We start from the raw sequence: 23,721 nt of genomic DNA, 5'->3' as shown, positions 1-23,721 counted from the left end.
GCGGGCGAGCCCGTCTCGCTCCCCGCCTGCTAGTGCAGCTTCTTGCGAAGAGCCTTGAGAGCCTCTCGCTGCGACTCGATGTAATTCGCGATGGTCTTGCGCAACTCCTCCGAATGGAGCTTGTCGCTGTCGCGCTGCACTTCATCGAGTGCGGCCTCTGCATTTGCGAGCGTGATCTTCATAGCGAGCCCTGTTACGAAGCGGCTCCGGAAAGCGGAGGCTGCTTGGCTATGGCTCGAAACATATAGAGGATCAGGCTGCGGAAATTGAGATGGCTCAACCTCCGTAAGATACCGGTGGCTCCGTAGGATTGCGGACAACTTCAAAACGTCGGCGGTGTGCAGGCCGAGATCACCTCGCACGGCTTGCCGCCGACGCAGCGGAAGCGATGCGGACGCCGGCTCTCGAAGTAGTAGGCATCCCCGGGATTGAGAATGCGGCGCTCGTCCTCGACGGTGACTTCGAGCTTCCCTGAAATCACGATGCCGCCTTCCTCGCCGTCATGGACGAGGTGAACGCGCCCGGTGTCGCTGCCGGGTTCATAGCGCTCCTTCAGGATCTGCAGGCTGCGACCGAACAGATTGTCGCCGACTTGCCGATAGGAGATCGGCTTCTTGCCGACCTCGGTCAGCTCTTCGCCGCGGTAGAAGATCTTGCGCCGGCTCTCCGGCTCCAGCGCGAAGAACTCGGCGAGCCCCATCGGGATGCCGTCGAGGATGCGCTTCAGCGCCCCCACCGACGGATTCATCTGGTTGGATTCGATCAGCGAGATCGTCGAATTGGTGACGCCGGCGCGTTTGGCGAGTTCGCGCTGCGACAGCTTCTGGCGCGCCCGGATGAATCGCAGCCGTCCACCGATATCGACGCTCATGTCCCTGGCCCGTGTTGCAAGTGTTGCGGATCGCGCAAATATGGACCGGCGGGCCTAGTCAAATCAATGGCTTGCAGCTCATCAGAAAAGGACTTGTTGCGCTTTTCAAGCCGTGCCTCTGGTACCAGGTCAGCAAAGGAGCGTGGCCCGTGACCCTTCATCAGATTCCGAACACGATCAAGACCGACTCGTTCTGGATGCCGTTCACGGCCAACCGGCAGTTCAAGAAGGCGCCCCGCCTGTTCTCCTCGGCCGAAGGCATGCACTACACCACTGTCGACGGCCGCAAGGTGATCGATGCCTCCGCCGGCCTCTGGTGCGTCAATGCCGGCCACGGCCGCAAGCAGATCGCCGCCGCCGTCGAGCGCCAGCTGATGACGCTGGATTTCGCACCGTCGTTCCAGATGGGCCATCCGCTGGCATTCGACTTCGCCGAGCGTCTGGCCGAGATCGCGCCGAAGGGCCTCGATCGCATCTTCTTCACCAATTCCGGCTCCGAGTCGGTCGACACCGCGCTGAAGATCGCGCTCGCCTATCATCGCGCCAACGGCCAGGCGAGCCGCACCCGCCTGATCGGCCGCGAGCGCGGCTATCACGGCGTCGGATTCGGCGGCACCTCGGTCGGCGGCATGGTCGCCAACCGCCGCGCCTTCGCCACCCTGCTGCCGGGCGTCGACCACATCCGCCACACCCACGATCTCACCCGCAACGCCTTCGCCAAGGATCAGCCCGAGCATGGCGCCGAGCTCGCCGATGATCTCGAGCGGCTGGTGGCCCTGCACGGCGCCGAGACCATTGCTGCCGTCATCGTCGAGCCGGTGCCGGGCTCGACTGCGGTGTTGCCGCCGCCAAAGGGCTATCTCCAGCGCCTGCGCGAGATCTGCGACAAGCACGGCATCCTCCTGATCTTCGACGAGGTCATCACCGGCTTCGGCCGGCTCGGGACGCCCTTCGCCGCCAACTTCTTCGGCGTCACGCCCGATATGATGACAACGGCCAAGGGCATCACCAACGGCACCATTCCCTGCGGCGCCGTGTTCGCAAGCCGCAAGGTTCACGACGGCCTGATGGTCGGCCCGGAGAACGCGATGGAGCTGTTCCACGGCTACACCTATTCGGCGCATCCGGTCGCCTGCGCCGCGGGCATCGCCACGCTCGACATCTACAAGGACGAAGGCCTGCTGACCCGCGGTGCGTCGATCTCCGAATATTGGCGCGATGCGCTGCATTCGCTGAAGGGCCTGCCCAATGTCGTCGATATCCGTAATTGCGGCCTAATGGGCGCGGTCGAGCTGTCGCCGCGTGACGGCACGGTCGGCGTGCGTGGCTACGACGTCATGGTCGATTGCTTCAATCGCGGGCTGTACTTCCGCATGAGCGGCGATAGCTTTGCGCTGTCGCCTCCGCTCATCGTCGAGAAGAGCCACATCGACGATATCGTGTCGATCCTCGGCGATGCCATCAAGCGGGTGGCCTGATAATTGCTCTCGCCGTTGCGGAGTTCCCTCTTGCAGCGGCGAGCGTGATGCCGCGGGAGTTTGACTAAGCGTGAAAGTTCTGATCCTCGGCAGCGGTGTCATCGGTGTCACCTCTGCCTACTACCTCGCGCGTGCCGGCCATGAGGTGACGGTCGTCGACCGTCAGCCCGAACCGGCGCTCGAGACCTCCTTTGCCAATGCCGGCGAGGTGTCGCCCGGCTATTCCTCGCCCTGGGCCGGTCCCGGCGTACCGGTGAAGGCGGTCAAATGGCTGCTGATGAAGCACGGCCCGCTGGTGATCCGGCCGAAGCTCGATCCCGTGATGTGGGTCTGGCTGCTCAAGATGCTGCGCAATTGCACCAGCGAACGCTACGCGATCAACAAGAGCCGGATGATCCCGATCGCGGAATATAGTCGCGATTGCCTGCGCGACCTGCGCCGCGACATCGGCATTCAATATGACGAGCGCTCGCAGGGCACGCTGCAGCTATTCCGCTACCAATCGCAGCTCGACGGCACCGGTGAGGACATCGCCGTGCTCAAGCAATACGGTGTGCCGTTCGAGGTGCTCAGCCGTGAGGGCTGCATCGCGGCCGAGCCGGCTCTGGCGGGCGTGAAGGAGAAGTTCGCGGGCGGACTGCGTTTGCCGCAGGACGAGACCGGCGACTGCCACATGTTCACGCAGGCGCTGGCCAAGCATGCCGAAGCGCTCGGCGTGCGCTTCATGTTCAACACCAGCATCGACCGCATCGTCACCGACGGCGGGCGCGTCAGCGGCGTCGTGACCAGCGCCGGTATGTTGCAGGCCGACGCTTACGTGCTCGCGCTCGGAAGCTGGTCGTCGCGGCTGGTCGCGCCGCTCGATATTTCGCTGCCGGTCTATCCCGTGAAGGGCTATTCAATCACGGTGCCGATCAAGGACGCTTCCGGCGCGCCGGAATCGACCGTGATGGACGAGAGCTACAAGGTCGCTATCACGCGCCTCGGCAATCGCATCCGCGTCGGCGGCACCGCCGAAATCTCCGGCTTCTCGAGCCAGCTCTACGAGGCGCGGCGCGCCACGCTCGATCACTCCCTGACCGATCTGTTTCCGCGCGGCGGCGATCTCTCCAAGGCAACGTTCTGGAGCGGCCTGCGCCCGATGACGCCCGACGGCCCGCCCGTGATCGGCTCGACGCAGTACGCCAACCTTCACCTCAACACCGGCCACGGCACGCTCGGCTGGACCATGTCCTGCGGCTCCGGCCGCGTGCTCGCCGACATGCTGTCGGGCAAGAAGCCGGACATTGATGTGAGTGCGCTGACGGTGGACCGGTACAAGTACCGGTTCGGTTAAGACTCTATCCTCCCGTCATTGCGAGGAGCACTTGCGACGAAGCAATCCAGAGTGTCTCCGCAGTCAGAGTCTGGATTGCTTCGCTTCGCTCGCAATGACCGCTGCCGCTACCCCGTCCCCGTCACGCAATTTACCCACAGCACCACCGCCTTGGCATCCTCGGCCGGATTTGAAAATCGGTGCGGCCTCCGGCTTGCAAACCGAAAACTGTCGCCCGTCTTCAGCGACCATGTCTCGCTGTCCACCGTCAGCATCATCTCGCCTTCGAGCACGAGGCCGGCTTCTTCGCCGTCATGGGTGTAGAGTTCGTCGCCGGTGGAGCCGCCGGGCTCCAGATGTACCAGGAATAGATTGAGCCGGTTGTCGGCGCTGGCCGGGCTCAGCAATTGCTTCGACACGCCGGTGCGCCAGAGCTTCAGTTCGGGCCGATGCGGCCCGCGCGTGACGATTTGGTCGGATGCACCGTCGGCGTTCGGGCGCGCGCCGAACAGCGCGGCGATGCCGACGCCGAGCACGTCGGCGAGCGTGGCCAGCACGCGCAGCGACGGCGACGACAGGCCGCGCTCGATCTGGCTGAGGAAGCCGATCGAAAGCTCCGTGCGCGAGGCGACCGTCTCGAGCGAGAATTGCCTGATCCGCCTGAGATCGCGGATGCGGCGGCCGACCGCGACATCCATCGCCGGCTCGGCCGATTTGGCGACAGCCCTGGTGCTGGCCTTGGCTTTCACCTTCACCTTTATCTGCACCTTCTTCGCCGGCTTTGCGCCGGCCGGCCTGCGCATTCTCTTGCCACCGCTCACGTCAAAACCACTTCCTTCATGTGCATGAAAACCGCTTGCAACGGCCGCGAAAGTGTGACCAAATTTTCATATTGGTGAAAATAGGCCGAAATGGCTTGGCCCGCAACGTCTGCGATGACGAGATCTGCGAGCGCCGCCATCGGCCGGGCCCAAGGGGGATGCGATGAAGCGTTTTGGTCTGGCCGCGGTCGCGGCACTTGCGATTGCCGCAGCAGCGCCGGTTTCGGCGCAGCAAGTGCTGAAGGTCGGCTCGACGCCGACAGGCATTCCCTTCACCTTCCTCGACACCAAGACCAATAGCATCCAGGGCATCATGGTCGATCTCGTCACTGAAGTGGGCAAGGATGCCGGCTTCAACGTGCAGATCGAGCCGATGCAGTTCTCGGCGCTGATCCCGTCGCTGACATCGAGCAAGATCGACATCATCGCGGCCGCGATGTTCATCACGGCGCCGCGCAAGGAGGTCGTCGACTTCTCCGACCCGATCTACGCCTATGGCGAAGGCCTCGTGGTCCCGAAGAGCGATACCAAGGCCTACGCCACCCAGGACGATCTGAAGGGTGAGACGGTCGGCGCCCAGGTCGGCACCGCCTTCGTCGACGCGCTGAAGAAGTCCGGCCTGTTCGCCGACGTCAAGGCCTACGACACCATCCCCGACATCCTGCGCGACGTGAACACCGGCCGCCTCAAGGCCGGTTACGCCGACTATCCGATCCTCGCCTACAATCTGAAGCAGGGCGGCTTCCCCGAGGTGCGCCTGGTCGACGGCTACAAGCCCGTCACCGTCGGCTCGGTCGGCATCGGCGTGCGCAAGGGCGAAGCCGCGCTGCTCGGCAAGATCAATGCCTCGCTCGCCAAGCTGAAGGCCAACGGCACCATCGACAAGATCCTTGATAAATGGGGTCTGAAGGCACAGGGTTGATCGCCAGCGGCCAATCGATGAAAGCTGATCGATGAAAGGCTTCTGGCACGACGCGGCCGAATTCTTCCCGATCCTGATGAGCGGCGTCGTGCTGACGATCGTCGTTACCATCGGCTCGCTGCTGCTCTCGACGCTGCTTGGCCTGGTCTGGGCGATGATGCGGGTCTCCGGCATCCGCGTGCTGTCGCTGCTCAGCGCCAGCCTGATCAACGTGATCCGCGGCATTCCGATCATCGTGCTGTTGTTCTACCTCTACTTCGTGATGCCTGATCTCGGCGTCACGCTCAGCGCGTTGCAGGCTGCGATCCTCGGGCTCGGCATCGCCTACTCGGCCTATCAGGCGGAAAATTTCCGCGCCGGCATCGAGGCCATCGACAAGGGGCAGATCGAGGCGGCGCAATCGATCGGCATGGGCTGGTGGCTGACCATGCGCCGGGTCGTGCTGCCGCAGGCGGTGCGCATCGTGCTGCCGCCCTACGGCAACGTCATGATCATGATGCTGAAGGATTCTTCGCAGGCCTCGACCATCACGGTCGCCGAGCTCGCCCTTCAGGGCAAGCTGATCGCGTCCTCGACCTTCAAGAACACCAACGTGTTTACGATGGTTGCGCTGATGTATCTCACCATGAGCATTCCGCTGATCCTGCTGGTCCGTCACTTCGAGAAGCGGGCCGGCAAGAAATGATAGAGCTGACCGACGTCCACAAGAGCTTTGGCGAGAACGAGGTGCTCAAGGGCATCACGGCGTCCGTCCAGAAGGGCGAGGTGGTCTGCATCGTCGGCCCCTCCGGCTCCGGCAAGTCCACCATCTTGCGCTGTATCAACGGTCTCGAAAGCTACGACCGCGGCGAGATCAGCGTCGAGGGATTGAAGGTCGACCGCGACGCGCCGTCGATCGTGCAAGTCCGCACCCAGGTCTCGATGGTGTTCCAGCGCTTCAACCTGTTTCCGCACCGGACCGTGCTGGAGAACGTGGTCGAAGGTCCGCTCTATGTGAAGAAGGAGCCGCGCGCTGCCGCATTCGAGCGTGGCCGCGCGCTGCTCGCCCAGGTGGGCCTTGCCGAGAAAGCCAACGAACATCCGCCGCAGCTCTCCGGCGGCCAGCAGCAACGTGTCGCGATCGCGCGGGCGCTGGCGATGCAGCCCAAGGCCATCCTGTTCGACGAACCCACCTCGGCGCTCGATCCTGAATTGGTCGGCGACGTTCTTGGCGTGATGCGCAAGCTCGCCGACGACGGCATGACCATGGTCGTCGTCACCCACGAGATGGGCTTTGCCCGCGACGTCGCCGACCGCGTGCTGTTCATCGACGGCGGTGTCATCGTCGAGCAGGGACCGGCGAAATCGGTGCTCAACCAACCGCAGCATGCGCGGACGCAGGATTTTCTGCGCCGCGTGCTGCATCCGCTCTGATCGGTCTTCGCCATGACCACGCGCCTGCCTCTGCCGCCGTCTCTCTATGCCGATACCGCCGTTGCGCCGGTGGCCACGCCGCCGCTCGAGATCGACAGGAGGGTCTCGGTCGCCATTATCGGCGGCGGCTACACCGGGCTGTCCACCGCGTTGCATCTGGCGGAGCAGGGCGTCGAGGCGCTGGTGCTGGAGGCGCAGGAGCCGGGCTGGGGCGCATCCGGCAATAATGGTGGCCACACCAATCCGGGACTGAAGCACGACCCCGATCAGATCGAAGCCGATTTTGGCGTCGAGCTCGGCCGCCGCATGGTCGCCTTCTCATACGGCACGACAAATTTCACCCACGATCTGATCCGCCGCTACCAGATCCCGTGCGAAGCGCGGCAGAACGGTACGCTGCGCGCGGCCTATAACGAGGCCAGCGCCGCCGCGATCGAGACAACCGCGCGGCAATGCATCGCCCGTGGCATGCCGGTGTCGTACATCAATCGCGAGCAATTGCGCGAGATGACCGGCACGGATCGCTACATCGGCGCCATGTTCGATACCCGCGGCGGCGACCTGCATCCCCTGAGCTATGCCCGCGGCCTCGCGCGCGCCGCGATTTCCGCAGGCGCGAAAATCCATGGCGAAACACCGGCACTATCGTTGCGCCGGGAAGGCAGCCGCTGGCGCATCGAGACGCCGCGCGCGGTGGTGCATGCCGACAAGGTGCTGCTCGCGACCAACGGTTTTACCGACGATCTCTGGCCGGCGCTTCGCCGCACCATCGTGCCGGTGTTTTCCTCGATCGCGGCCACGGCCCCGCTGTCTGACGACGTGGCCCGTTCGATCATGCCGACGCGTCCCGTCCTTTACGAGAGCGGCCACATCACCGTCTATTACCGCATCGATCAGCAGAACCGCCTCTTGATGGGCGGCCGCGGGCCGATGCGCTGGATCAGTTCGCCGCGCGACGTCGCCTATCTCATGCGATACGCCGAACGGCTATGGCCGCAGCTCAAGGGCGTTGCCTGGACCCATGGCTGGAACAGCCGGCTCGCCATCACCGCGGATCATTACCCACATGTGCACGAGCCCGCGGACAACATCCTGATCTCACTCGGCTGCAACGGCCGCGGCGTCGCGCTCTCGACGGCGATGGGCGCGCAGCTCGCGCGACGTCTGATCGGCGGCGCCAAGGCCGAGATCGACATGCCCGTCACCGGCATCAAGCCGATCCCGATGCATGCCTTCTGGCCGGTCGGCGTGACGACGGCAGTGATCGCTGGTCGCGTGCGCGACCGGCTGGGGATCTAAGCTCAGCCCTCCGCCACCGCGTCGGCCCAGGGCTGGAAGATCTCGACCGCGCCGGAATTGGTGTCGCCGTCGCGCATCACGACGCTCGGGCAGGCGAACTTCTGCGGCAAGGACTGCACCCGCGCTTCCTCATAGTCGAATCGCGCCGCGAGCGTCTCGCGTGTGTCCGCCGGCAACCTGGTATCGCCGATCACGATCGCGCCTTCGCTGGCGTCGATGCGCGGTTGGTGGATCGCGGCATCGAGATCCATGCCGAAATCCATCGCAAACGACACGATCTGCATCACCGACGGCAGGATGCGGCGACCGCCGGAGGCGCCGACCGCGAGCCGTCTGCCGTCCTTGGCCTCGGCGATGACAGGCGTGTAGTTGGTGAGGCAGCGCTTGCCTGGGGCGAGCGAGTTGTTGGTGCCCGGCATCGGGTCGAACCACATGATGCCGTTGTTCATGGCGATGCCGGTGTGCGGCGTGACGTATTTCGAGCCGAAGGATGACAGCAGCGTCTGCGTCACCGCCGCGATGTTGCCGTGGCGGTCGACCACGGAGAAATGCGTGGTGCAGGCGGGCGCCAGATAGTCCGCGCCGAGCGAGCGCTTGCCGTCGGCATCCCCCATATCCTTGAGCCGCTCGCGATAGGCCGATTGCAACGCGGCGGCATATTCGGCGTAGGCGGCTGCATCGGGCGCGCTTCCCGGCTTCAGGTTCTGCTGCAACAGGCGCAGCGCATGCGCCATGGTCGGTCCGGCCGTCAGCTCCGGCGTCGCAAACACCTTGCCGCCGCGATAGGGGATCGCCAGCGGATCGCGCAGATGGGCTCGGAACGCGGCGAGGTCCTCCACCGATAGCGCGCCGCCGTCGGCCTTGATGTCGGAGGCGATGCTTCTGGCGAGGTCGCCCTGGTAGAAATCGCGCGGACCGGCGTCGGCGAGGTGCGCCAGTGTCGCCTTCAGCGCGTCCAGCGGCAGCTGCGTCTCGGACTTGATGCCCCATGGCGCGCTCGGCGGCAGGCCATGCTTCAGGAACGTGGCCGCGCTTCCCGGATAGCGCCGAAGATCGGCCGCCGATGCCGCGATCGTCAGCGTGGTCCACCAGTCGACCAGCAGGCCTTCACCGGCGAGGGCGACGGCCGGCGCGACGAGATCTTTCCACGGCAGCCTGGCGTGGCGGCGATGCGCCTCCTCCATGCCGGCGACGACTCCGGGCACGGCGATCGAGCCGGGGCCGTGGATATTGCGGTCGTCCTTGACCCGCTGCCAGGGAAACAGGTCGGAAGCCGCACCTTCGCCGCTGAGCGGATAGTCTGCGGTGCGCAGGCTTTGCGGCGCGCACATGCCGTAGTCGATCACCTCATAGCGATTTTCCGCGACACGGTAGAGCACCATCGCGCCGCCGCCGCCCATGCCGCTGTTCCAGGGCTCCAGCACGTTGAGCGCGAAGGTGGTGGCGACGATCGCATCCACGCAGTCGCCGCCCGCTGCCAGCACTTGCGCCCCCACTTCGGCCGCCCGCCGCGATTGCGCGGCGACGATGCCGCCTTTGGATGTGACGGCGGGCTTGCGGACGGTTTGGGCGTGGCTGAACTGGTGAGGCATGATGATGTCTGTGTGCTGTCTTCGGTTTGGCTTCGTTGCGCTGAGCTCCGCAATTGGCGGAACGCGCGAAGAATGGCACATCGCCCCCACCGAGAACATCGAAAGGGCGGCGTGGCATGGCTGGTGTGAAACAGGCGGGGGAGGCGCAGTCGGCAAGACGTAGATGCCAAGACGAGAATGCCCGGGACAGGCCCGGGCATGACGCATTGAGAGACCGATCAGTGGGAAGCAGGAGCCGCAGGGCTCAGCGCGCGCGATCCAGCCGGCTGGCCTGATACTTGGCGTGCCATTTCGGGCCAGGGCCGCGCATGTAGTGAAGCTCGGGGCGGTAGGGATTGCCCGCGACCCGCATCAGCGTCTGCCATTTGCTGGCGACGAAGTTCAGGGGCTGGCGGAGCAGGGTCAGTGATGCGAGCAACATGGCATCACCTCAGTGCGGCTTGCCGAGCATGGCAGTGAAGGGGAGATCGAAGATCTCCTCGCCATCGGAGCCGCTGACATGGATCACCCAGTCGCGCCAATCCTCAGCGCCGGGCGTCAGGATCATCGCGTTCATGATCTGGGCGGCACGGTCGCGCGCCTCGGTCAGGTTGGTCACGGCTGTGCCGCTGCGATCGATCAGCGTGCCGTCCAAGTTGGAGCAGTGAAAATAGACCTGGACCATATGCGTCTCCTATTGGGAGCGATTGGGACGGCAAACCGATACCATTCCAAGCCTTCGCGAAACATTCGGGTCGAGCCCGGTAAGGGAATCTACGGAGATTGGTCGGCTCCAAGCCCCCTGCCGGTTTGATCACAAGGGGGTGTTGATCAACTGGACGGCATTCCCACGGCATGGAACAACTCTGGACGGAAAGTCCGGGAGGCGCCGTGAACCACCTCACATTTTGGCGTGAAAGCCGAAGCCTGCGCGCATGCGCGGTCGCCTTGGTGGTCCTCCTGACCCTCACCTCGGTAGGCTCATCAGAACCGGTCCGCAAGAGCGGCTATGCCATCGGCACGGAGACCTGCGGCAGTGCCGATCTGGCTTTTCCAAAAATCCAGATCGACATGAAGGCGGGATTTTGCGCCGGCCTCGTCGCCAGCGAGGAGGATCGGCTGAAATTCCCGCGCTCGATCATCCAGGTGCCCGGTCGTGACCTGTTCGTGGTCGCCGACATGGCGGGCTGGGGCCATACCGATGGTCGGCTGCTGTTGCTCGACCCGCGCGCGCCCCAGGGACAGCGGTTCAAGGAGCTGCTGACAGCAATCGAATATCCGTTCGGCCTGGTGATCGGCCCGGACAAGAAGCTCTATACCTCGAGCGCGGAGACGATCTTCCGGTTCGATCCGCTCGCCGACAATCCGCGCGACACGGTCGAGACCATCGTCCGTCACATGCCCGGCCGCCGGATCACGCTGCCCAATGGCACAAAGCTCGACGAGAGCGCGCATCCACTCAAGCAGTTTGTCTTTGATAAGAACGGCCGGCTGTTCGTCAACATCGGCTCGCACAGCGACGACTGCATCACGCCGGCGCCGATCACGAAACCTTGCGCGGCGGCCGAGGGCGCTTCCGCGATGGCATCGATCTGGCTGTTCACGCCGCCCTCGGGCGGTATCTTTCCGGCGTTGAAGCCTGGCGAGACCGACCCGCCGCACAGCGTCCATGCGCGCGGCCTGCGCAACTCGATGGCGCTGGCACTGCATCCGAGCTTCCCCGATGCGGGTTATGCCTTCCTGCAAGGCGAGAACGGCCGCGACCTGCCCGACATTTTCAAGCCGAACGAGGAGATCAACGCGATCGAGCAGGGCAGGCATTACGGCTGGCCCTATTGCTACGATTTGTCGACGCCGAGTCCCGAATTCAGGATCGTATTGCAGTCGGGGGTCTACAAATCGCTGTGCACCGCCAACGCTCTCTACAAGGCGCCGTTCTCGCTGCTTCCACCGCACGGCGCGCCGCTCGCGATGCTCTATTATCACGGGGCGAAATTTCCGGAGCTCGAAGGCAAGCTGCTGGTTGGCCTGCATGGCTATCGCCCGACCGGCAGCCGCGTCATCGTCTATGAGGTCGACGACCACGGCTTCCCGAAGCCCGCCCCGGCGCCGGTGTCTTATCATGTCAGCTGCGCGGCCGATCCGACCCACAGCTTTCAGACCGAGGGCGGCGACGTCGCCGCCGCGCCGTTCGAGGAACTGATCGCAGGCTGGCACCGCGTCAACGGCGCCCGGCCGCAAGGCGCGCCCGCCGGCATGACGGTCGCGGAGGACGGCGCCATCTGGCTGGTCGAGGACAAGAACCAGACCGTGATCCGGATCGACCGCGCCGCGGGCGATGCGCCGCCGCCGTTGCCCTGCGACATGCGGAGCCAGGCGCTGATCGATCAACTGGCGGTCTTCGTGGCCAGGGACGCGCCGAACAGCGTCCGGCTCACCAATTTGCGCAAGGGCCTCGTCGAAAAGCATTGCGTCGGCTGTCACTCGGATTTCGGCCTGAAGCCGGGCCTATCGGACGCTCAGAAGGACGCGACGGTGCTTCGCTTCATGCTGTCGCAGGATGGCTGGGTCTATCCTGGTGATCCCGACTCCGGCAAGTTGCGCACGCGGCTTCGCGGGTTAGGCGCGGAGAAGCTGATGCCGCCGGGTGGCGAAGGCCTGCCGAATGCCGAGCCTGGTTACACGCGCCTGCTCGACACGGCGGATCTGCTGGTGTCAAAAATGGTTCCAGGCCTCCGGATGCGGATCAGGTCCGGCCCGCCGCAGCGCAAGTTCTTTGGCAAAACCAACAAGGAATGCGGCGAAATACCGGCCGCCAAGGTCGTCGTCGTGACACAAAGGAACGCTGTAGACAAACCCGGCTTCAGCCGCTTCTTCCGGCCGGCCGATCCCTATCTGAATGGCGAGTGCAGCGACGGCGATGGCTATTACATCCGGCAGGAATTTCTGGTGCCTGTGCAGTAGCGTTGTTCTCGTCCTTGCGACGGCGCCGGCCCGAGCAGAAACAAAACTGTTCGAAAGCGTGCAGGTGACGCCATCAGGCGAATACACCTTCGGCATCGAAGGGCCGGCCGCCGATCTCGACGGCAATCTCTTCGTCGTCAATTTCGGCAAGCCCGGCACCATCGGCAAGTTGCCTGTCGGCGGCGCGGTGTCCGAGCCGTTCACGGCTTTGCCCGAGGGCAGCGTCGGCAATGCCATCCGCTTCGCGCGCGACGGCACCATGTTCATCGCCGACTACAAGAAGCACAACATCTTCGCGATCCCGAAGGGATCGACCGAGCCCACCATCTGGTTTCACTCCGACGAGATGAACCAGCCCAACGACATCACCATCGCCCGCGACGGCACGATCTACGCGAGCGATCCGAACTGGAAAGGTCGCGAAGGCCACATCTGGCGTATCGCGAAGGGAACCGACGGAACGGTGCAGGGACAGCTCATGTCGGCGCCGCGCGCGATGGGCACCACCAACGGCATCGATCTCAGCCCTGATGACAAGACGCTCTATGTCGGGGAATCCAGCAGCGGCCAGATCTGGTCCTACACGGTCGGCGGCAACGAGCTCACCAGTCCAAAACTCGTCAAGGCGTTTCAGCCCGACACCGTCGACGGCCTGCGCACCGACGTGGACGGCCGCCTCTACGTCGCGCGCATCCTCAAGGGCACGATCACGTTGATGAAGGCCAATGGCGCGGTCGAGCGGGAGATCGCGCTGAGGGCGAAGGAGCCGACCAATCTTGCCTTCGGCGGCCGCGACGGCAAGACGATCTTCGTCACCCAGCGTCAGGGCGGCTTCGTCGAGGCTTTCCGCACCGACCAGGAGGGCCGCGAGCACTGCCTTCAGCGCGGGCGCTGCTAAGCTTCACGAGCGATCTGCTTGCGGCGCAGGGCGGTGTGAGAGGGGCGGCATTCTTCTTGCTTGCATCTCTCCGCCGAGGGGATTTAGACATCTGTGGCACTAGAGCGTTTTCGAGCGAAGTGGATACCGGTTCGCGTCAAGAAAACGCGTCAAAATAAGAGCCCTGAGCGACCACGGAGTGTTCGAGTGAAAGCCGTCCATACCGAACTGCACCGCAGCCACGATCCGCAATTCTTCCTGGTTCGCGGCGTGGTCAAGCGCACCACCGAGCAGCCCGAGCGTGCCGACCGCCTGCTTAAGGGGCTCAAGGACGGCAAGCACCAACTGGTCGAGCCAACCACATTCGGGCAGGAGCCGCGTGCGCGCATCCATAGTCCGGAATATCTGTCGTTCCTGAGCGAGGCCTGGGAGGCCTGGACCGCGCTCGGCGATTCCGGCCCGGAGATGATCGGCAATATCCATCCGGTGCGCCATGCCGCGACCTATCCCACCCATATCATCGGCAAGCTCGGCTGGCACACCGCCGATACCGCGGCGCCGATCGGCCCCGGCACCTGGGCCGCGGCCTGCGCTGCGACCGACGTCGCGGTCACCGCGGCACAGATGGTGATGGACGGCGAGGATGCGACCTATGCGCTTTGCCGGCCGCCCGGCCATCACGCCTATCGCGACATGGCCGGCGGCTTCTGCTTCCTCAACAACAGCGCGATCGCGGCTGCGCATCTGCGGCAGAGGCACGAGCGTGTCGTGATCCTCGACGTCGACGTCCATCACGGCAACGGCACGCAAGGAATCTTCTATGCGCGGCCGGACGTCTACACGGTCTCGATCCATGCCGATCCCGTCGCCTATTATCCTTACGTGTGGGGCTACGCGCATGAGCGCGGCGAAGGTCCCGGCCTCGGCGCCAACTTCAACATTCCCCTGGCGATCGGCACCGGCGATGACGGCTACATCCAGGCAATGAACGTCGCACGCAAGGCGATCGACTCCTTTGCGCCCGGTGCCCTCGTCATCGCACTCGGCCTCGACGCCTCCGAGCACGATCCGCTGAAGGGTCTCGCCGTCACCACGCCCGGCTTCCGCCGCATTGGACAGGCCATCGCGAAGATGGGCTTGCCGACGGTGTTCGTGCAGGAGGGCGGCTATCTCTCGGATATTCTCGGCGCGAATTTGACCTCGGTGCTGGCCGGATTCGAAGAGGCGCGGTGATGCTCGCTGAGTAGCCCATCATTCTCCGTCATTGCGAGCGTAGCGAAGCAATCCAGAATCTTTCCGCGGAGGGACTCTGGGTTGCTTCGCTATGCTCGCAATGACGATGTGGATGGTTAGGTCGACTTCATCAACAACTCAAAACATCCCGCTCGCCGCGAGCGCCTTGCAGACGTGCTGCATCTCGGTCTCGTCCGCGACCATGTCGAGCATGATCGTGGTCAGCCCCTTGGCGGAAAACTCCTTCAGCTTCGCGCCGATCTCCGCGTAGCTGCCGACGAGGTAGGGGCAGTCGGCCTGGAAGGTCAGGAACGGCAGCAGCCAATAGCCATTGTCCGCGAGTTCGCCGCTCTGGCCCTCGTAGAGGCGCCGTTTCCACACGGAATCGCTGTTCTCCACCGTGAGCACGAGCAGCTCGCGATCGTCGGCATTATCGCGGAAACGCGCCTTTGCCGCTTGCCGTGCCTCCTCGCGTCCCTCGCGGGCGAAAATTCCAAAATTCACGCCTGATACATCGAGGCCGAGATCGAGATCGGGCGGCAGCATCTGCATCTTGATGCAGCCGGTCTCCTTTGCGACGCGCTGTGCCGGCTCGGACTGGCCTGCGACCAGAAATTCCGGCATCAGCTCCGGCGGCAGGCGCGGCCGCAGTTGCAGGTTGCTCGCGCGGTAGAACCGGCCCTCGAAAGTCGCCGGCCGCGGGCTTGCCAGCAGCTGGCGCATCAGCGCAACGAATTCGCCGAGCCGGACATAACGATCGGCATGCGACTGCTCGTCGCCGAGCCCCTGCAGATCGCTGACCGCCGTCCCCGTGATCATGTTGAGATAGACCTTGCGGCCGTGGAGCTGCGCAAAGGACGAGACGAATTTTGCCGCCGTGAACGGGTGCATGTAGACGGGATTGACGGCGATCAGCGGCGAGGATCGGGTCGTCTCGCCGATGATGTGCTGGGCCATCGCCCAAGGCTCGACGAACACGTCGTTGCCTTCGAACAGCAGGATGCCTTCGAAGCCGTTGCGGTCGGCGAACTGCGCCACTCGCATCAGCTCGCCGGCATATTTCTTAGGGTCGCGGTTGCGCGAAATCGCGGGAAAGACGCGCAGCCGCGGCAGTGTCATTCAGCCGCCTCCTGCAGCGGCCATGCATTGCGGGTGATGGGAAGGCCGCCGGTGGCGCGGGAGCCGTCGGCGATCGCGAGACGATGCGAGGGCGACGGCGAGATCAGCTGGAATCGCCAGCCTTCCGGATCGTCGGCGATATCGGGCTTGAAGCTGATCTCGATGGCCTCGCGCGATACCTGCATCGCGAAGGCGTCGAGCGGTAAATTGAGGCCGAAACCCCTGGCCTTCAGATAGGCCTCCTTCAGCGTCCAGTAGTCGAAGAAGCGCTCGGTCGCAGCGGGCTCCGGCAGTCCGCGCAGCGTTTCGACCTCTTCCGGCGCGAAGAACCGAAGCGCGGTCGACAGTGGCGCCACCCGACGCGACACGGTCTCGACGTCGACGCCGACGGTCTCATGCCCCGATACGACGCAGGCGACGCAGCCGTCGGCGTGCGACAGGCTGAAATGCAGCGTGCTCGAGGTCTTGGGCGATGCGACAAACGGCCGCCCGTAACGCCCGGCCGCAAATGACCAGTCGGTGGGGGCGACATCAGGTGCGACGTGCGAGAGCGCGAGGCGCAACATCGCGTGCGCGAAAATATATTGCCGCTGGTGCCGCTCGAACATGAAGCGGTCGGCTCGTACCCGTTCGTCGACCGAGAGCAAGCGCCGGCACGCATCAACCCCATCCGGCGCGTCAAAAGTCTCGATCAGTCCGACAAACAGTTCAATTCTGTCGTCTGCCATCAATTGGGCCCATGGCGTCAGGCCGGGGCCAAATCCCCTGCCATGACGGAAGAATCAACTGAGCAAGAATCAAGTGAGCGGACCGCTTCTAGCGGTCCACTCGGGCGAATCCTTGTCGATTGCTGGCCGGTTTACGGGCGCAAGCTTGTGCGAGACCCCAACTCGACACGCGAGCGGCCAAATCTGAAAACTGAAGCCCGAAAACTGAAGCCTGAAGATTCGTGCGGCGTCCCGGCCGACGAGTCTTAAGTCTTCTTCTTCTTGGACTTCTTGGAGCCGCCCAGCATCGAAATGCTGGCGTCGACGTCCTTCAGCGCGGACTGCAGCTTCTTCTTCTCGGCGCCGAGCAACTTCTGCAGGGCCTTGCGGTCCTTGTCGCTCAGGGAGGTGCCTTTGGTAAATTTGATGAAACCCATAACGAACTCCCCGGTTGAAAATAATCGTCCAAATCAAAACGCGAGAATAATCTTGCGCGATGGCGCCAAATAATCAAGATGCAACTTGGTCATTCACAGCTTTGACGAGTGACCCCGTATTCGCCCGTGCTCTGCGGTCGGTCATGCCGCCCTGCGATTGAGCAGCCGGCCGAGTGGCGCATTGGGTTGGACGAGAGCAGCCCCGAGCAGCGCGACGAGATCCTCCATCCACTGGCCGACCGTAGCGCCGTCGAGCAGCTCGCTCTTGTAATTGCATGAACCGGTGATTCCCGTCGGCCGCTCCTTGAGCATCAGCGACAGCCAGGTCTGGTCGATCGGCAGCACCGGCTGGCCTTCGCGGGCGATGTTGCCGATCGATCCTGTCGTGAGATCAGGCAGATCGGGCGGTTGGCGCAGCGGATTTTGCAGGGTGAAATAGACCTGGAGCAGCGAGGCTGGATTGACCCCCTCCTGCTCCAGATGGTCGGCCAGGATGTTGAACGGCAGCTCCTGGCGCGCATGCGCGTCAAGCACGCTCTGGCGGACCAGGGCCACGGCCTGCGCGAACGACAGCTCCGGCGTGATTTTGGTGCGAACGATCACCGTGTTCTCGAACGGGCCGACGATCCGGTCGGTGTCCGGCTGGGCGCGATTGGCCATGGCAGTGGCGATCGAGATGTCGTGGCGGCCGGTCCGCGCCAGCAGCAGGGCTTTCAGGCCGGTTAGCAGACACATGAACAGCGTACAATTGTGCTGGCCGGCGAAGGCCGCGAGCCGGCCGATCAGCTCACGCTCGAGACTGACCGGATGGTGCCCTCTGGACGGGCCTGGGCTTGATTCGCCCTCGAAGAGGGGAGCCGCCCCGCGCAAATTCTCCGTCCATTCAGCCGCCTGACGGCGGGCGGCATCAGTGCCGCACCACCAGCGCTGCCAGCGCGCCACGTCCGAAAAGGCCGGCGGCTGTTTCGGCAGCGGCACCGACGGATAGCCAGCCAGTGTCGCATAGCGGTTGGACAATTCCTCGAACAGCACGCCGATCGACCAGCCGTCGACGACCGCGTGGTGCAGCGTCAGCAGCAACACGTGATCGTCATCGTGGAGCCGCAACAGCCGGGCGCGCAGCAGCGGCGCGCGCGTGGTGTCGATCGGGACATAGGTCTCCTGTTCGATCAGGAGATTGATCTTGCGGAGCTCCAGCGCCTTGCGCCGCTTGTTGTTGTGGGGCTGACCGTCGCCGATCGTCTCGACAGTCAGGACACGGCCGAGGGCACCGGGCGCGGCGATGCGGCTGACGGGCTCCCCGCCGCTCCAGCCGAAATGGGTCCGCAGCGATTCGTGCCGGCGCACGATCTCGTCGATCGCCTGCGCTAGGGCGGCCAGATCGAGCGGCCCCTGAAGACGGAAGGCGAAAGGCAGGTTGAACAGCGGCAAACCCGAAAGATTCTGCTCGATCCGCAGCATCTGGTCCTGTGCGATCGAGAGCGTGGGAGGGCTGCCTTCGGCCAGGCTTGCTGTAGCCAGCCTTGCGAAACTTGCCGCCGGCTTGCGCGGCTTTGCCGCCACGGCCTCGTCGACCCGCCGGGCAAGCTCGTCGATCGTCGGTGCCTCGAAGATGGTCTTGATCGGCAGCGATACGCCAAGCGCCCGGGCGACGCGCGCCATGACTTGGCCCGCCAGCAGCGAATGACCGCCGAGGTCGAAGAAATTGTCGGTCACGCCGAGGCTCTCGACCTTCAGCAGGTCGATCCAGATGTCGGACACCACCTTTTCGGTGAAGCGCCGCGCCGGCACAGTCACATCCGGTCCGGAGGTTTCCTGCTGCGCCGGCGCCAGCAGCGCGCTCCGGTCGATTTTGCCATGGGCATTGAGCGGCACCTGGTCCAGGAACAGGAACGCGGACGGGATGGCATGGCCCGGCAGCCGGCTCTTCAGGAAGTCGCGCAGCTCGCTGGCGCTGCTCCGGCTGCCGGATCTCGCGACGATATGGGCAATCAGCCTGACATCGCCGCTTGCTTCGCGGCGCGGTTCGACGATGCCGGCGCGCACATCCGGATGGTCGGCAAGCGCGTTCTCGATCTCCTTGAGCTCGATCCGGTAGCCGCGGACCTTGACCTGATGGTCGGCGCGACCGAGGCATTCGATTGTGCCGTCGGCACGGCGGCGGGCGAGGTCGCCGGTCCGGTACAGCCGGCTGCTTGCTTTGCGCGAGAACGGATCGGGCAGGAAGCGCTGCCGGTTCTGCGCGGGATCGTTGACATAGCCGCGGCCGACACCGGCGCCGCCGATGCAGAGCTCGCCGGTCACGCCGACCGGCTGCGGCTGCAGGCTTGCGTCGAGCACGTAGAGCTGCATGTTCGGCAGCGGCGCGCCGACCGGGACGTTGTCCGTCGCGGTCGTGGGTGCCTTGGTCAGGCAATGCAGCGAGACGTCGTCGGAACATTCCGACGCACCATAGGCGTTGATCAGCGGCACTTTCGGGCAGCGCGCGAACCAGGCGTTGCAGAGATCGACGGGCAGCGGCTCGCCCGTCGAGATCAGAAGGCGCAGCCTCGCAAAGGCGCGTCGAACCTGTGCCTCGTCCATGCGATCGAGGATCACGCGCAGCAGCGATGGGACGATCTCCAGCACCGTGATGCCCTCGCGCTCGATCTCGCGCGCGAGCAAAATCGGATCTCCCACGATCGCGGTACCGCAGACATGGACGCGCGCGCCGACCATAGGCCCTGCGAGGAACTGCCATACCGAGATGACAAAACTCTGCGGCGCGGTCTGCGCGATCACGTCCCGGCGCGAGAGGTTCAGCTCGGAGATGAGCGAGGCGAGATGGTTCGAAAGCCCGCGCTGCTCGATCATGACGCCCTTCGGCGCGCCGGAGGACCCGGAGGTGTAGATGAGATAGGCAAGGCTCGAAGCCGCGCGCCGCGCCGCGCGGGCCGGCTTGGTCGACGCTGGCGCGATCGCATCCTCGAGCCCGGCCATTTGGATGCGCTCGACCAGCGGTTCGAGCAGCGCCTCCGCCATGGACGACTGCGCCCGTCCGGTCAGCAGCATGCGGGCGCCGCTCGATCCGAGGATGGTTGCGAGCCGTGCCGGCGGCTGGTCGGGATCGAGATTGAGGAAGGCAGCGCCCACGCGTTGCACGGTGATCATCGCCGCGAGCAGGTCGGGCCCGCGCTCCGCAAGCAAGGCGACCACGGCCTCGGCGCCGACGCCTTCGCGGGCCAGCCAGCGCGCGGCCGCCTGGCTGCGGCGCGCCAGCTCGCGGTAGCTCACGGATGTGCGGCCGTCCGACACGGCGATCGCGTTCGGCGTCTTCTTGACCTGGCGGTCGAAACGTTCGCTCGGACTGCCGCGCGTGGCGAAATTGGCCGGCACGCCCCGGCCCTGCGCCACCAGCTGCCGGCGTTCGGTCTCGGTCAGGAGTGCCAAGTGAGAGATGCGCTGCTCGGGATCGGCGATGACGGATTTGAGCAGGGTTTTGAACTGAGCGGCCATGCCCTCGATAGTCGCAGCGTCGAACAGATCGGTGGCGTATTCGAAGAAGCCGGTGAAACGGCCGTCGGCCTCGACCAGTTCGAGCGTGATGTCGAATCGCGCCACTTTTGGATCGATCTCGATCCGCCGCGTCGACAGACCGGGGAAAGACGCCGCCTCGATCGAGGCATTCTGGAGGATGAACATGATCCGGAACAGCGGATTGCCGTCGGTCCTTCGCGCGATCTGAAGCGCGCGCAGGACCTCTTCGATCGGGAGGTCCTGGTTGCGATAGGCATCGAGCGTGACCTGCCGTACCCGGCGCAACATGTCGCCGAAGCTCGGATCGCCGCCAAAATCATTGCGCAGGATCAGGGTGTTGGCGAACAATCCGATCAGGCGCTCGCTCTCGATCTGGTTGCGGTTGGCGATCAGCGAGCCGGTCGCGACATCTTCGTGTCCGGTGTGACGGAACAGCAGGCACTGGAAGACTGCGAGCAAGGTCATGAAGGGCGTGACGCCCTGGTTCTGGCTCAGCGCACGCAGGTCGGCCGATAGGGTTTTGGAGAATTCGAGATAGTGACGGGCACCGTGGCCGCTCCAGACCTCCGGCCTTAGTCGGTCGGTTCGCAGCGGCAGTGTGGTGACGCCGTCGAGCTGCGTCCGCCAGTAATCGAGCTGCTCCTTGGCGGCCGGCGTCTGCGCCCAGCTCTGCTGCCAGAGCGCAAAGTCGCGATACTGGAAGGCTGGCGAAGGCAGTGCCGCCACGTCCTTCTTGCGCGCTGCCGAATAATGGGCGGCGAGTTCTTCCCAGAACAGCCGCTGCGACCAGCCGTCGGTGACGAGATGATGGACGTTGACCACGAGCGCGTGGCTGCTCTTGTCGAACGAGAGCAACGTGACCTTCAGCGGCGCCTCGTGCGCGAGGTCGAACGGATGTTGCGCGAGCCGGAGCGCTTCGCGCCTGACCACAGCGGCCCGCTTGTCCGCAGGGCAGGCCTTGAGCTTGATCCGCTCGAACTGCGGCGGCGATTGCAGCACAAGCTGCACCGGCTCGCCCTCACGTTCGACGATGACCGACCGCAACCCCTTATGGCGCGCCGACACCGCAGCGAGGCCGGTAGAAAGTGCGGCGACATCGAGCCCACCCTTGAGGAGCGCGACTTCGACGACGTTATAATTGTAGCGCGTGGGGTCCAGTCGCGAGAGCACGTACATCCGCTGCTGCTGGAACGACAGCGGCGCGTCTGCTTTCATGGCTTGGCGCCAGGCCGGCAGCATCGTTTCGCGATGAATGGCGGCGGTCTCGATCCGGGCCGCAAGCGCCGCGGCCGTGGCGCAATCAAAAACGTCCTCGAACGAGAAATCGACGTTGAAGCGTTCGCGCAGGCGCGAGCGCATCTGCGTCACCGCGAGCGAGTCGGCGCCGAGTGCGAAGACGTCCTGATCGCTCCCGACCTGCGGCAGCTCCAGCAAATCGGCCCAGATCCCGGCGAGCTCGGTCTCCAGTGCGTTGCGCGGCAGACGCGCCTCCTCCTCGCCGCCGCCCATCGTTGCGATCAGCTCGGCCAGCGCATTGCGCTTGACCTTGCCGCTGGCGCCTTTCGGCAGCGTCGCCACGCTGCGGATCAGGCTCGGCACCTTGTAGGCCGCGAGCCGTTTCCGGGCGAACTGGCGCAACTGGTCCGAGGTCGCCTCGGAATTCGGCCGCAGCACCACGATTGCGGCGACGTTCTCGCCGAGCTTCGGGTGCGGGACGGCAAACACGCCGGCCTCCAGCACCGCCGGATGGCTGAGCAGAACCTCTTCCACCTCCAGCGGCGAGATCTTCTGTCCGCCGCGGTTGATGACGTCCTTGATACGGCCGACGATGAAGAGATAGCCGTCGGCGTCGAGATAGCCGAGATCGCCGGTCCGGAACGAGCCGTTGCGGAAGGCAGCCTGCGTCGCCGCCTCGTCATTATAGTAGCCGCGGCTCATGTTCGGTCCGCGCAGCATGATCTCGCCGTGCTCGCCGCTGGCGAGCGCGCGGCCTGTCTCGTCCATGACGGCGATCTCCGGGCCCGCGGCGCGGCCGACCGATCCGACCTTGCGCAGCTCGAACAGATTGGCCGCGATCTGCGAAGCTGCCTCCGTCATGCCGTAGGTTTCGAGCACGGGAACGCCGAACGTCGCTTCCAGCCCGTCGAGGATCGCAGGCGCAAGCGACGCCGAGGCGGATCGGATCACGCGCAGCGAGGACGATCGGGCAAGATCCGGGTTGGCTTCGGCCGCCGTCAGCAGCGCGCGATGGATGGTCGGCACTGCCGTGTACCAGGTCGGTTGCAGCTGCCGCATCCAGCCGAAGAAGGAGGCTGCGTCGAAACTTTCCGTACAGATCACGCTGGAGCCCGCGGCCAGCGCCGTCAGCAGGCCGGAAATCAAACCATGGGCGTGAAACAGCGGCAGGACGTTGAGCAGACGATCGTGGGACGCGAGCGACAGCACGCGGCCGGCATTGTAGGCGGAGAGGCACACATTGCGATGCGTCAGCGGCACCATCTTCGGTCGCGCCGCCGTGCCCGAGGTCAGCAGGATGAACGCGTCGTCGTCGCCGCGCGAGGCGCCGCTGCTGCTCGCCGGTCCAACCGCCGGCCCGACGAACGTGCAGCCGCCGAGATCGTCTTGCGACCCTGACACGAAATCGATCACGGCAATATCGAGCACCTTGGCGACATCGCGGGCCGCCGAGTTCGTGTCGGCCCGGGTGACGAGCGCGCTCAGCTTCAATTCGCTGAAATAGCGTTGCAGCTCGTCCGCCGTCAGATCGGGATTGACGGGCACGCAAGCGCAGCTTGAGGCGACCGCGATCAACGCCAGTGCGCTGTCGGCACCGCGCGGCAGCGCAACCGCAATACGGTCGGCAGGGGTAATGCCAAGCCCGCGCAGCGTGCGGACGAGATCCTGCGTCCGCGCGCCAATCCCGCCGTAGTTGAGGACCGGCCGGCCAGGGGCGAGGAGGGCGGGGGCTGCCGGCCTCTTGCGGGCATGGAAATCGAGAAGGCCGCCGATATCCGCGAATATCTTCGTTTCGGCCGTCGCGCTGGCCAATTCCTGCGGCGTTGGGCGTGTGACGTCCGACAATTCCGTTCCCTTTTGATCCGATTGGGCTATTCTTCCAAGAAGTTAGGGAACGCGTCCAGTCTGAGGTGAAGTTTGGCCCCAAAATCTGTGGTTGCGG

Annotated in this window: 19 protein-coding genes; 9 read left to right on the top strand and 10 right to left on the bottom strand. The window is 64.8% G+C overall.

The window, feature by feature from the left end; translation table 11 throughout:
• Window positions 1-29: 29 nt before the first annotated feature.
• Window positions 30-182, bottom strand: a complete 153-nt coding sequence (locus N551_RS38890) for a hypothetical protein (protein WP_197031157.1) — start codon at window positions 180-182, stop codon at window positions 30-32.
• A gap of 140 nt (window positions 183-322) precedes the next feature.
• The gene (locus N551_RS0118565) at window positions 323-871 is read right to left on the bottom strand and encodes a cupin domain-containing protein (RefSeq protein ID WP_007606338.1); all 549 of its coding nucleotides are present in this window, start codon (window positions 869-871) and stop codon (window positions 323-325) included.
• 149 nt (window positions 872-1,020) lie between these two features.
• Here N551_RS0118565 and N551_RS0118560 point away from each other — a divergent pair, with 149 nt between their 5' ends.
• Entirely contained in the window at window positions 1,021-2,349 is a 1,329-nt protein-coding gene (locus N551_RS0118560) for an aspartate aminotransferase family protein (protein WP_007600575.1), read from the top strand.
• A 70-nt stretch (window positions 2,350-2,419) separates the two neighbouring features.
• Window positions 2,420-3,685 carry a D-amino acid dehydrogenase gene (locus N551_RS0118555; RefSeq protein ID WP_027568184.1) on the top strand — a complete coding sequence of 422 codons (1,266 nt, stop codon included), beginning with the start codon at window positions 2,420-2,422 and terminating at the stop codon, window positions 3,683-3,685.
• A gap of 107 nt (window positions 3,686-3,792) precedes the next feature.
• On the opposite strand, the gene N551_RS0118550 is transcribed toward N551_RS0118555, so the two are convergent.
• Window positions 3,793-4,467 (bottom strand): helix-turn-helix domain-containing protein, encoded by a 675-nt coding sequence (locus tag N551_RS0118550; RefSeq protein ID WP_035961562.1) that lies wholly within the window; start codon window positions 4,465-4,467, stop codon window positions 3,793-3,795.
• Window positions 4,468-4,648: 181 nt separating this feature from the next.
• Here N551_RS0118550 and N551_RS0118540 point away from each other — a divergent pair, with 181 nt between their 5' ends.
• Genes N551_RS0118540 through N551_RS0118525 form a run of 4 tightly spaced genes read left to right on the top strand, consistent with a single transcriptional unit; the run spans window position 4,649 to window position 8,119 of the window.
• Window positions 4,649-5,407 (top strand): ABC transporter substrate-binding protein, encoded by a 759-nt coding sequence (locus N551_RS0118540; protein ID WP_027568182.1) that lies wholly within the window; start codon window positions 4,649-4,651, stop codon window positions 5,405-5,407.
• Window positions 5,408-5,438: 31 nt separating this feature from the next.
• A complete protein-coding gene (locus N551_RS0118535; protein WP_027568181.1) occupies window positions 5,439-6,092 on the top strand; it encodes an amino acid ABC transporter permease in 654 nt (217 codons plus the stop codon).
• On the top strand, window positions 6,089-6,820 hold the full coding sequence (locus N551_RS0118530) for an amino acid ABC transporter ATP-binding protein (protein WP_027568180.1): 732 nt from the start codon (window positions 6,089-6,091) through the stop codon (window positions 6,818-6,820). Before N551_RS0118535 ends, N551_RS0118530 begins: the two co-directional genes overlap by 4 nt.
• Window positions 6,821-6,832: 12 nt before the next feature.
• A complete protein-coding gene (locus N551_RS0118525) occupies window positions 6,833-8,119 on the top strand; it encodes an FAD-binding oxidoreductase (protein WP_027568179.1) in 1,287 nt (428 codons plus the stop codon).
• A 2-nt stretch (window positions 8,120-8,121) separates the two neighbouring features.
• Here N551_RS0118525 and N551_RS0118520 read toward each other — a convergent pair whose 3' ends face one another.
• The 3 genes from N551_RS0118520 to N551_RS0118510 form a co-directional block, all read right to left on the bottom strand.
• A complete protein-coding gene (locus N551_RS0118520) occupies window positions 8,122-9,711 on the bottom strand; it encodes a gamma-glutamyltransferase family protein (RefSeq protein WP_027568178.1) in 1,590 nt (529 codons plus the stop codon).
• Between the two features lie 244 nt (window positions 9,712-9,955).
• Complete coding sequence (locus tag N551_RS38885; protein WP_197031156.1) at window positions 9,956-10,132, bottom strand: hypothetical protein; 177 nt, start codon at window positions 10,130-10,132, stop codon at window positions 9,956-9,958.
• 9 nt (window positions 10,133-10,141) lie between these two features.
• Window positions 10,142-10,375 carry a hypothetical protein gene (locus N551_RS0118510; RefSeq protein WP_007606355.1) on the bottom strand — a complete coding sequence of 78 codons (234 nt, stop codon included), beginning with the start codon at window positions 10,373-10,375 and terminating at the stop codon, window positions 10,142-10,144.
• 206 nt (window positions 10,376-10,581) lie between these two features.
• On the opposite strand from N551_RS0118510, the gene N551_RS0118505 reads away from it, so the two are divergent.
• The 3 genes from N551_RS0118505 (at window position 10,582) to N551_RS0118495 (ending at window position 14,764) form a co-directional block, all read left to right on the top strand.
• Window positions 10,582-12,654: a sorbosone dehydrogenase family protein gene (locus N551_RS0118505; protein ID WP_027568177.1), complete on the top strand. Its 2,073-nt coding sequence runs from the start codon at window positions 10,582-10,584 to the stop codon at window positions 12,652-12,654.
• The gene (locus N551_RS0118500; RefSeq protein ID WP_027568176.1) at window positions 12,611-13,552 is read left to right on the top strand and encodes an SMP-30/gluconolactonase/LRE family protein; all 942 of its coding nucleotides are present in this window, start codon (window positions 12,611-12,613) and stop codon (window positions 13,550-13,552) included. Before N551_RS0118505 ends, N551_RS0118500 begins: the two co-directional genes overlap by 44 nt.
• A gap of 186 nt (window positions 13,553-13,738) precedes the next feature.
• Complete coding sequence (locus tag N551_RS0118495; RefSeq protein ID WP_027568175.1) at window positions 13,739-14,764, top strand: histone deacetylase family protein; 1,026 nt, start codon at window positions 13,739-13,741, stop codon at window positions 14,762-14,764.
• 138 nt (window positions 14,765-14,902) lie between these two features.
• Here the strand turns inward: N551_RS0118495 and N551_RS0118490 are convergent, their stop codons facing one another.
• From N551_RS0118490 to N551_RS0118475, 4 genes are all read right to left on the bottom strand, one after another.
• Entirely contained in the window at window positions 14,903-15,883 is a 981-nt protein-coding gene (locus tag N551_RS0118490; protein ID WP_027568174.1) for an LLM class flavin-dependent oxidoreductase, read from the bottom strand.
• Entirely contained in the window at window positions 15,880-16,611 is a 732-nt protein-coding gene (locus N551_RS0118485; RefSeq protein ID WP_027568173.1) for a 4'-phosphopantetheinyl transferase superfamily protein, read from the bottom strand. Before N551_RS0118485 ends, N551_RS0118490 begins: the two co-directional genes overlap by 4 nt.
• 245 nt (window positions 16,612-16,856) lie before the next feature.
• The gene (locus N551_RS38880) at window positions 16,857-17,027 is read right to left on the bottom strand and encodes a hypothetical protein (protein WP_162847227.1); all 171 of its coding nucleotides are present in this window, start codon (window positions 17,025-17,027) and stop codon (window positions 16,857-16,859) included.
• Window positions 17,028-17,168: 141 nt separating this feature from the next.
• Window positions 17,169-23,624 (bottom strand): non-ribosomal peptide synthetase, encoded by a 6,456-nt coding sequence (locus tag N551_RS0118475; protein ID WP_027568172.1) that lies wholly within the window; start codon window positions 23,622-23,624, stop codon window positions 17,169-17,171.
• Window positions 23,625-23,721 lie beyond the last annotated feature (97 nt).

The organism is Bradyrhizobium sp. URHA0013 (genome assembly GCF_000518345.1).
In the GTDB taxonomy this organism is placed as follows: Bacteria; Pseudomonadota; Alphaproteobacteria; order Rhizobiales; family Xanthobacteraceae; genus Bradyrhizobium.
This window is presented reverse-complemented; position numbering and strand designations above follow the sequence as displayed.

Coding starts and splice junctions, on each gene's coding strand:
- N551_RS38890 (WP_197031157.1), bottom strand. CDS start 182: ATGAAGATCACGCTCGCAAATGCAGAGGCCGCACTCGATGAAGTGCAG.
- N551_RS0118565 (WP_007606338.1), bottom strand. CDS start 871: ATGAGCGTCGATATCGGTGGACGGCTGCGATTCATCCGGGCGCGCCAG.
- N551_RS0118550 (WP_035961562.1), bottom strand. CDS start 4,467: ATGCGCAGGCCGGCCGGCGCAAAGCCGGCGAAGAAGGTGCAGATAAAG.
- N551_RS0118540 (WP_027568182.1), top strand. CDS start 4,649: ATGAAGCGTTTTGGTCTGGCCGCGGTCGCGGCACTTGCGATTGCCGCA.
- N551_RS0118535 (WP_027568181.1), top strand. CDS start 5,439: ATGAAAGGCTTCTGGCACGACGCGGCCGAATTCTTCCCGATCCTGATG.
- N551_RS0118530 (WP_027568180.1), top strand. CDS start 6,089: ATGATAGAGCTGACCGACGTCCACAAGAGCTTTGGCGAGAACGAGGTG.
- N551_RS0118525 (WP_027568179.1), top strand. CDS start 6,833: ATGACCACGCGCCTGCCTCTGCCGCCGTCTCTCTATGCCGATACCGCC.
- N551_RS0118520 (WP_027568178.1), bottom strand. CDS start 9,711: ATGCCTCACCAGTTCAGCCACGCCCAAACCGTCCGCAAGCCCGCCGTC.
- N551_RS38885 (WP_197031156.1), bottom strand. CDS start 10,132: ATGTTGCTCGCATCACTGACCCTGCTCCGCCAGCCCCTGAACTTCGTC.
- N551_RS0118510 (WP_007606355.1), bottom strand. CDS start 10,375: ATGGTCCAGGTCTATTTTCACTGCTCCAACTTGGACGGCACGCTGATC.
- N551_RS0118500 (WP_027568176.1), top strand. CDS start 12,611: ATGGCTATTACATCCGGCAGGAATTTCTGGTGCCTGTGCAGTAGCGTT.
- N551_RS0118490 (WP_027568174.1), bottom strand. CDS start 15,883: ATGACACTGCCGCGGCTGCGCGTCTTTCCCGCGATTTCGCGCAACCGC.
- N551_RS0118485 (WP_027568173.1), bottom strand. CDS start 16,611: ATGGCAGACGACAGAATTGAACTGTTTGTCGGACTGATCGAGACTTTT.
- N551_RS38880 (WP_162847227.1), bottom strand. CDS start 17,027: ATGGGTTTCATCAAATTTACCAAAGGCACCTCCCTGAGCGACAAGGAC.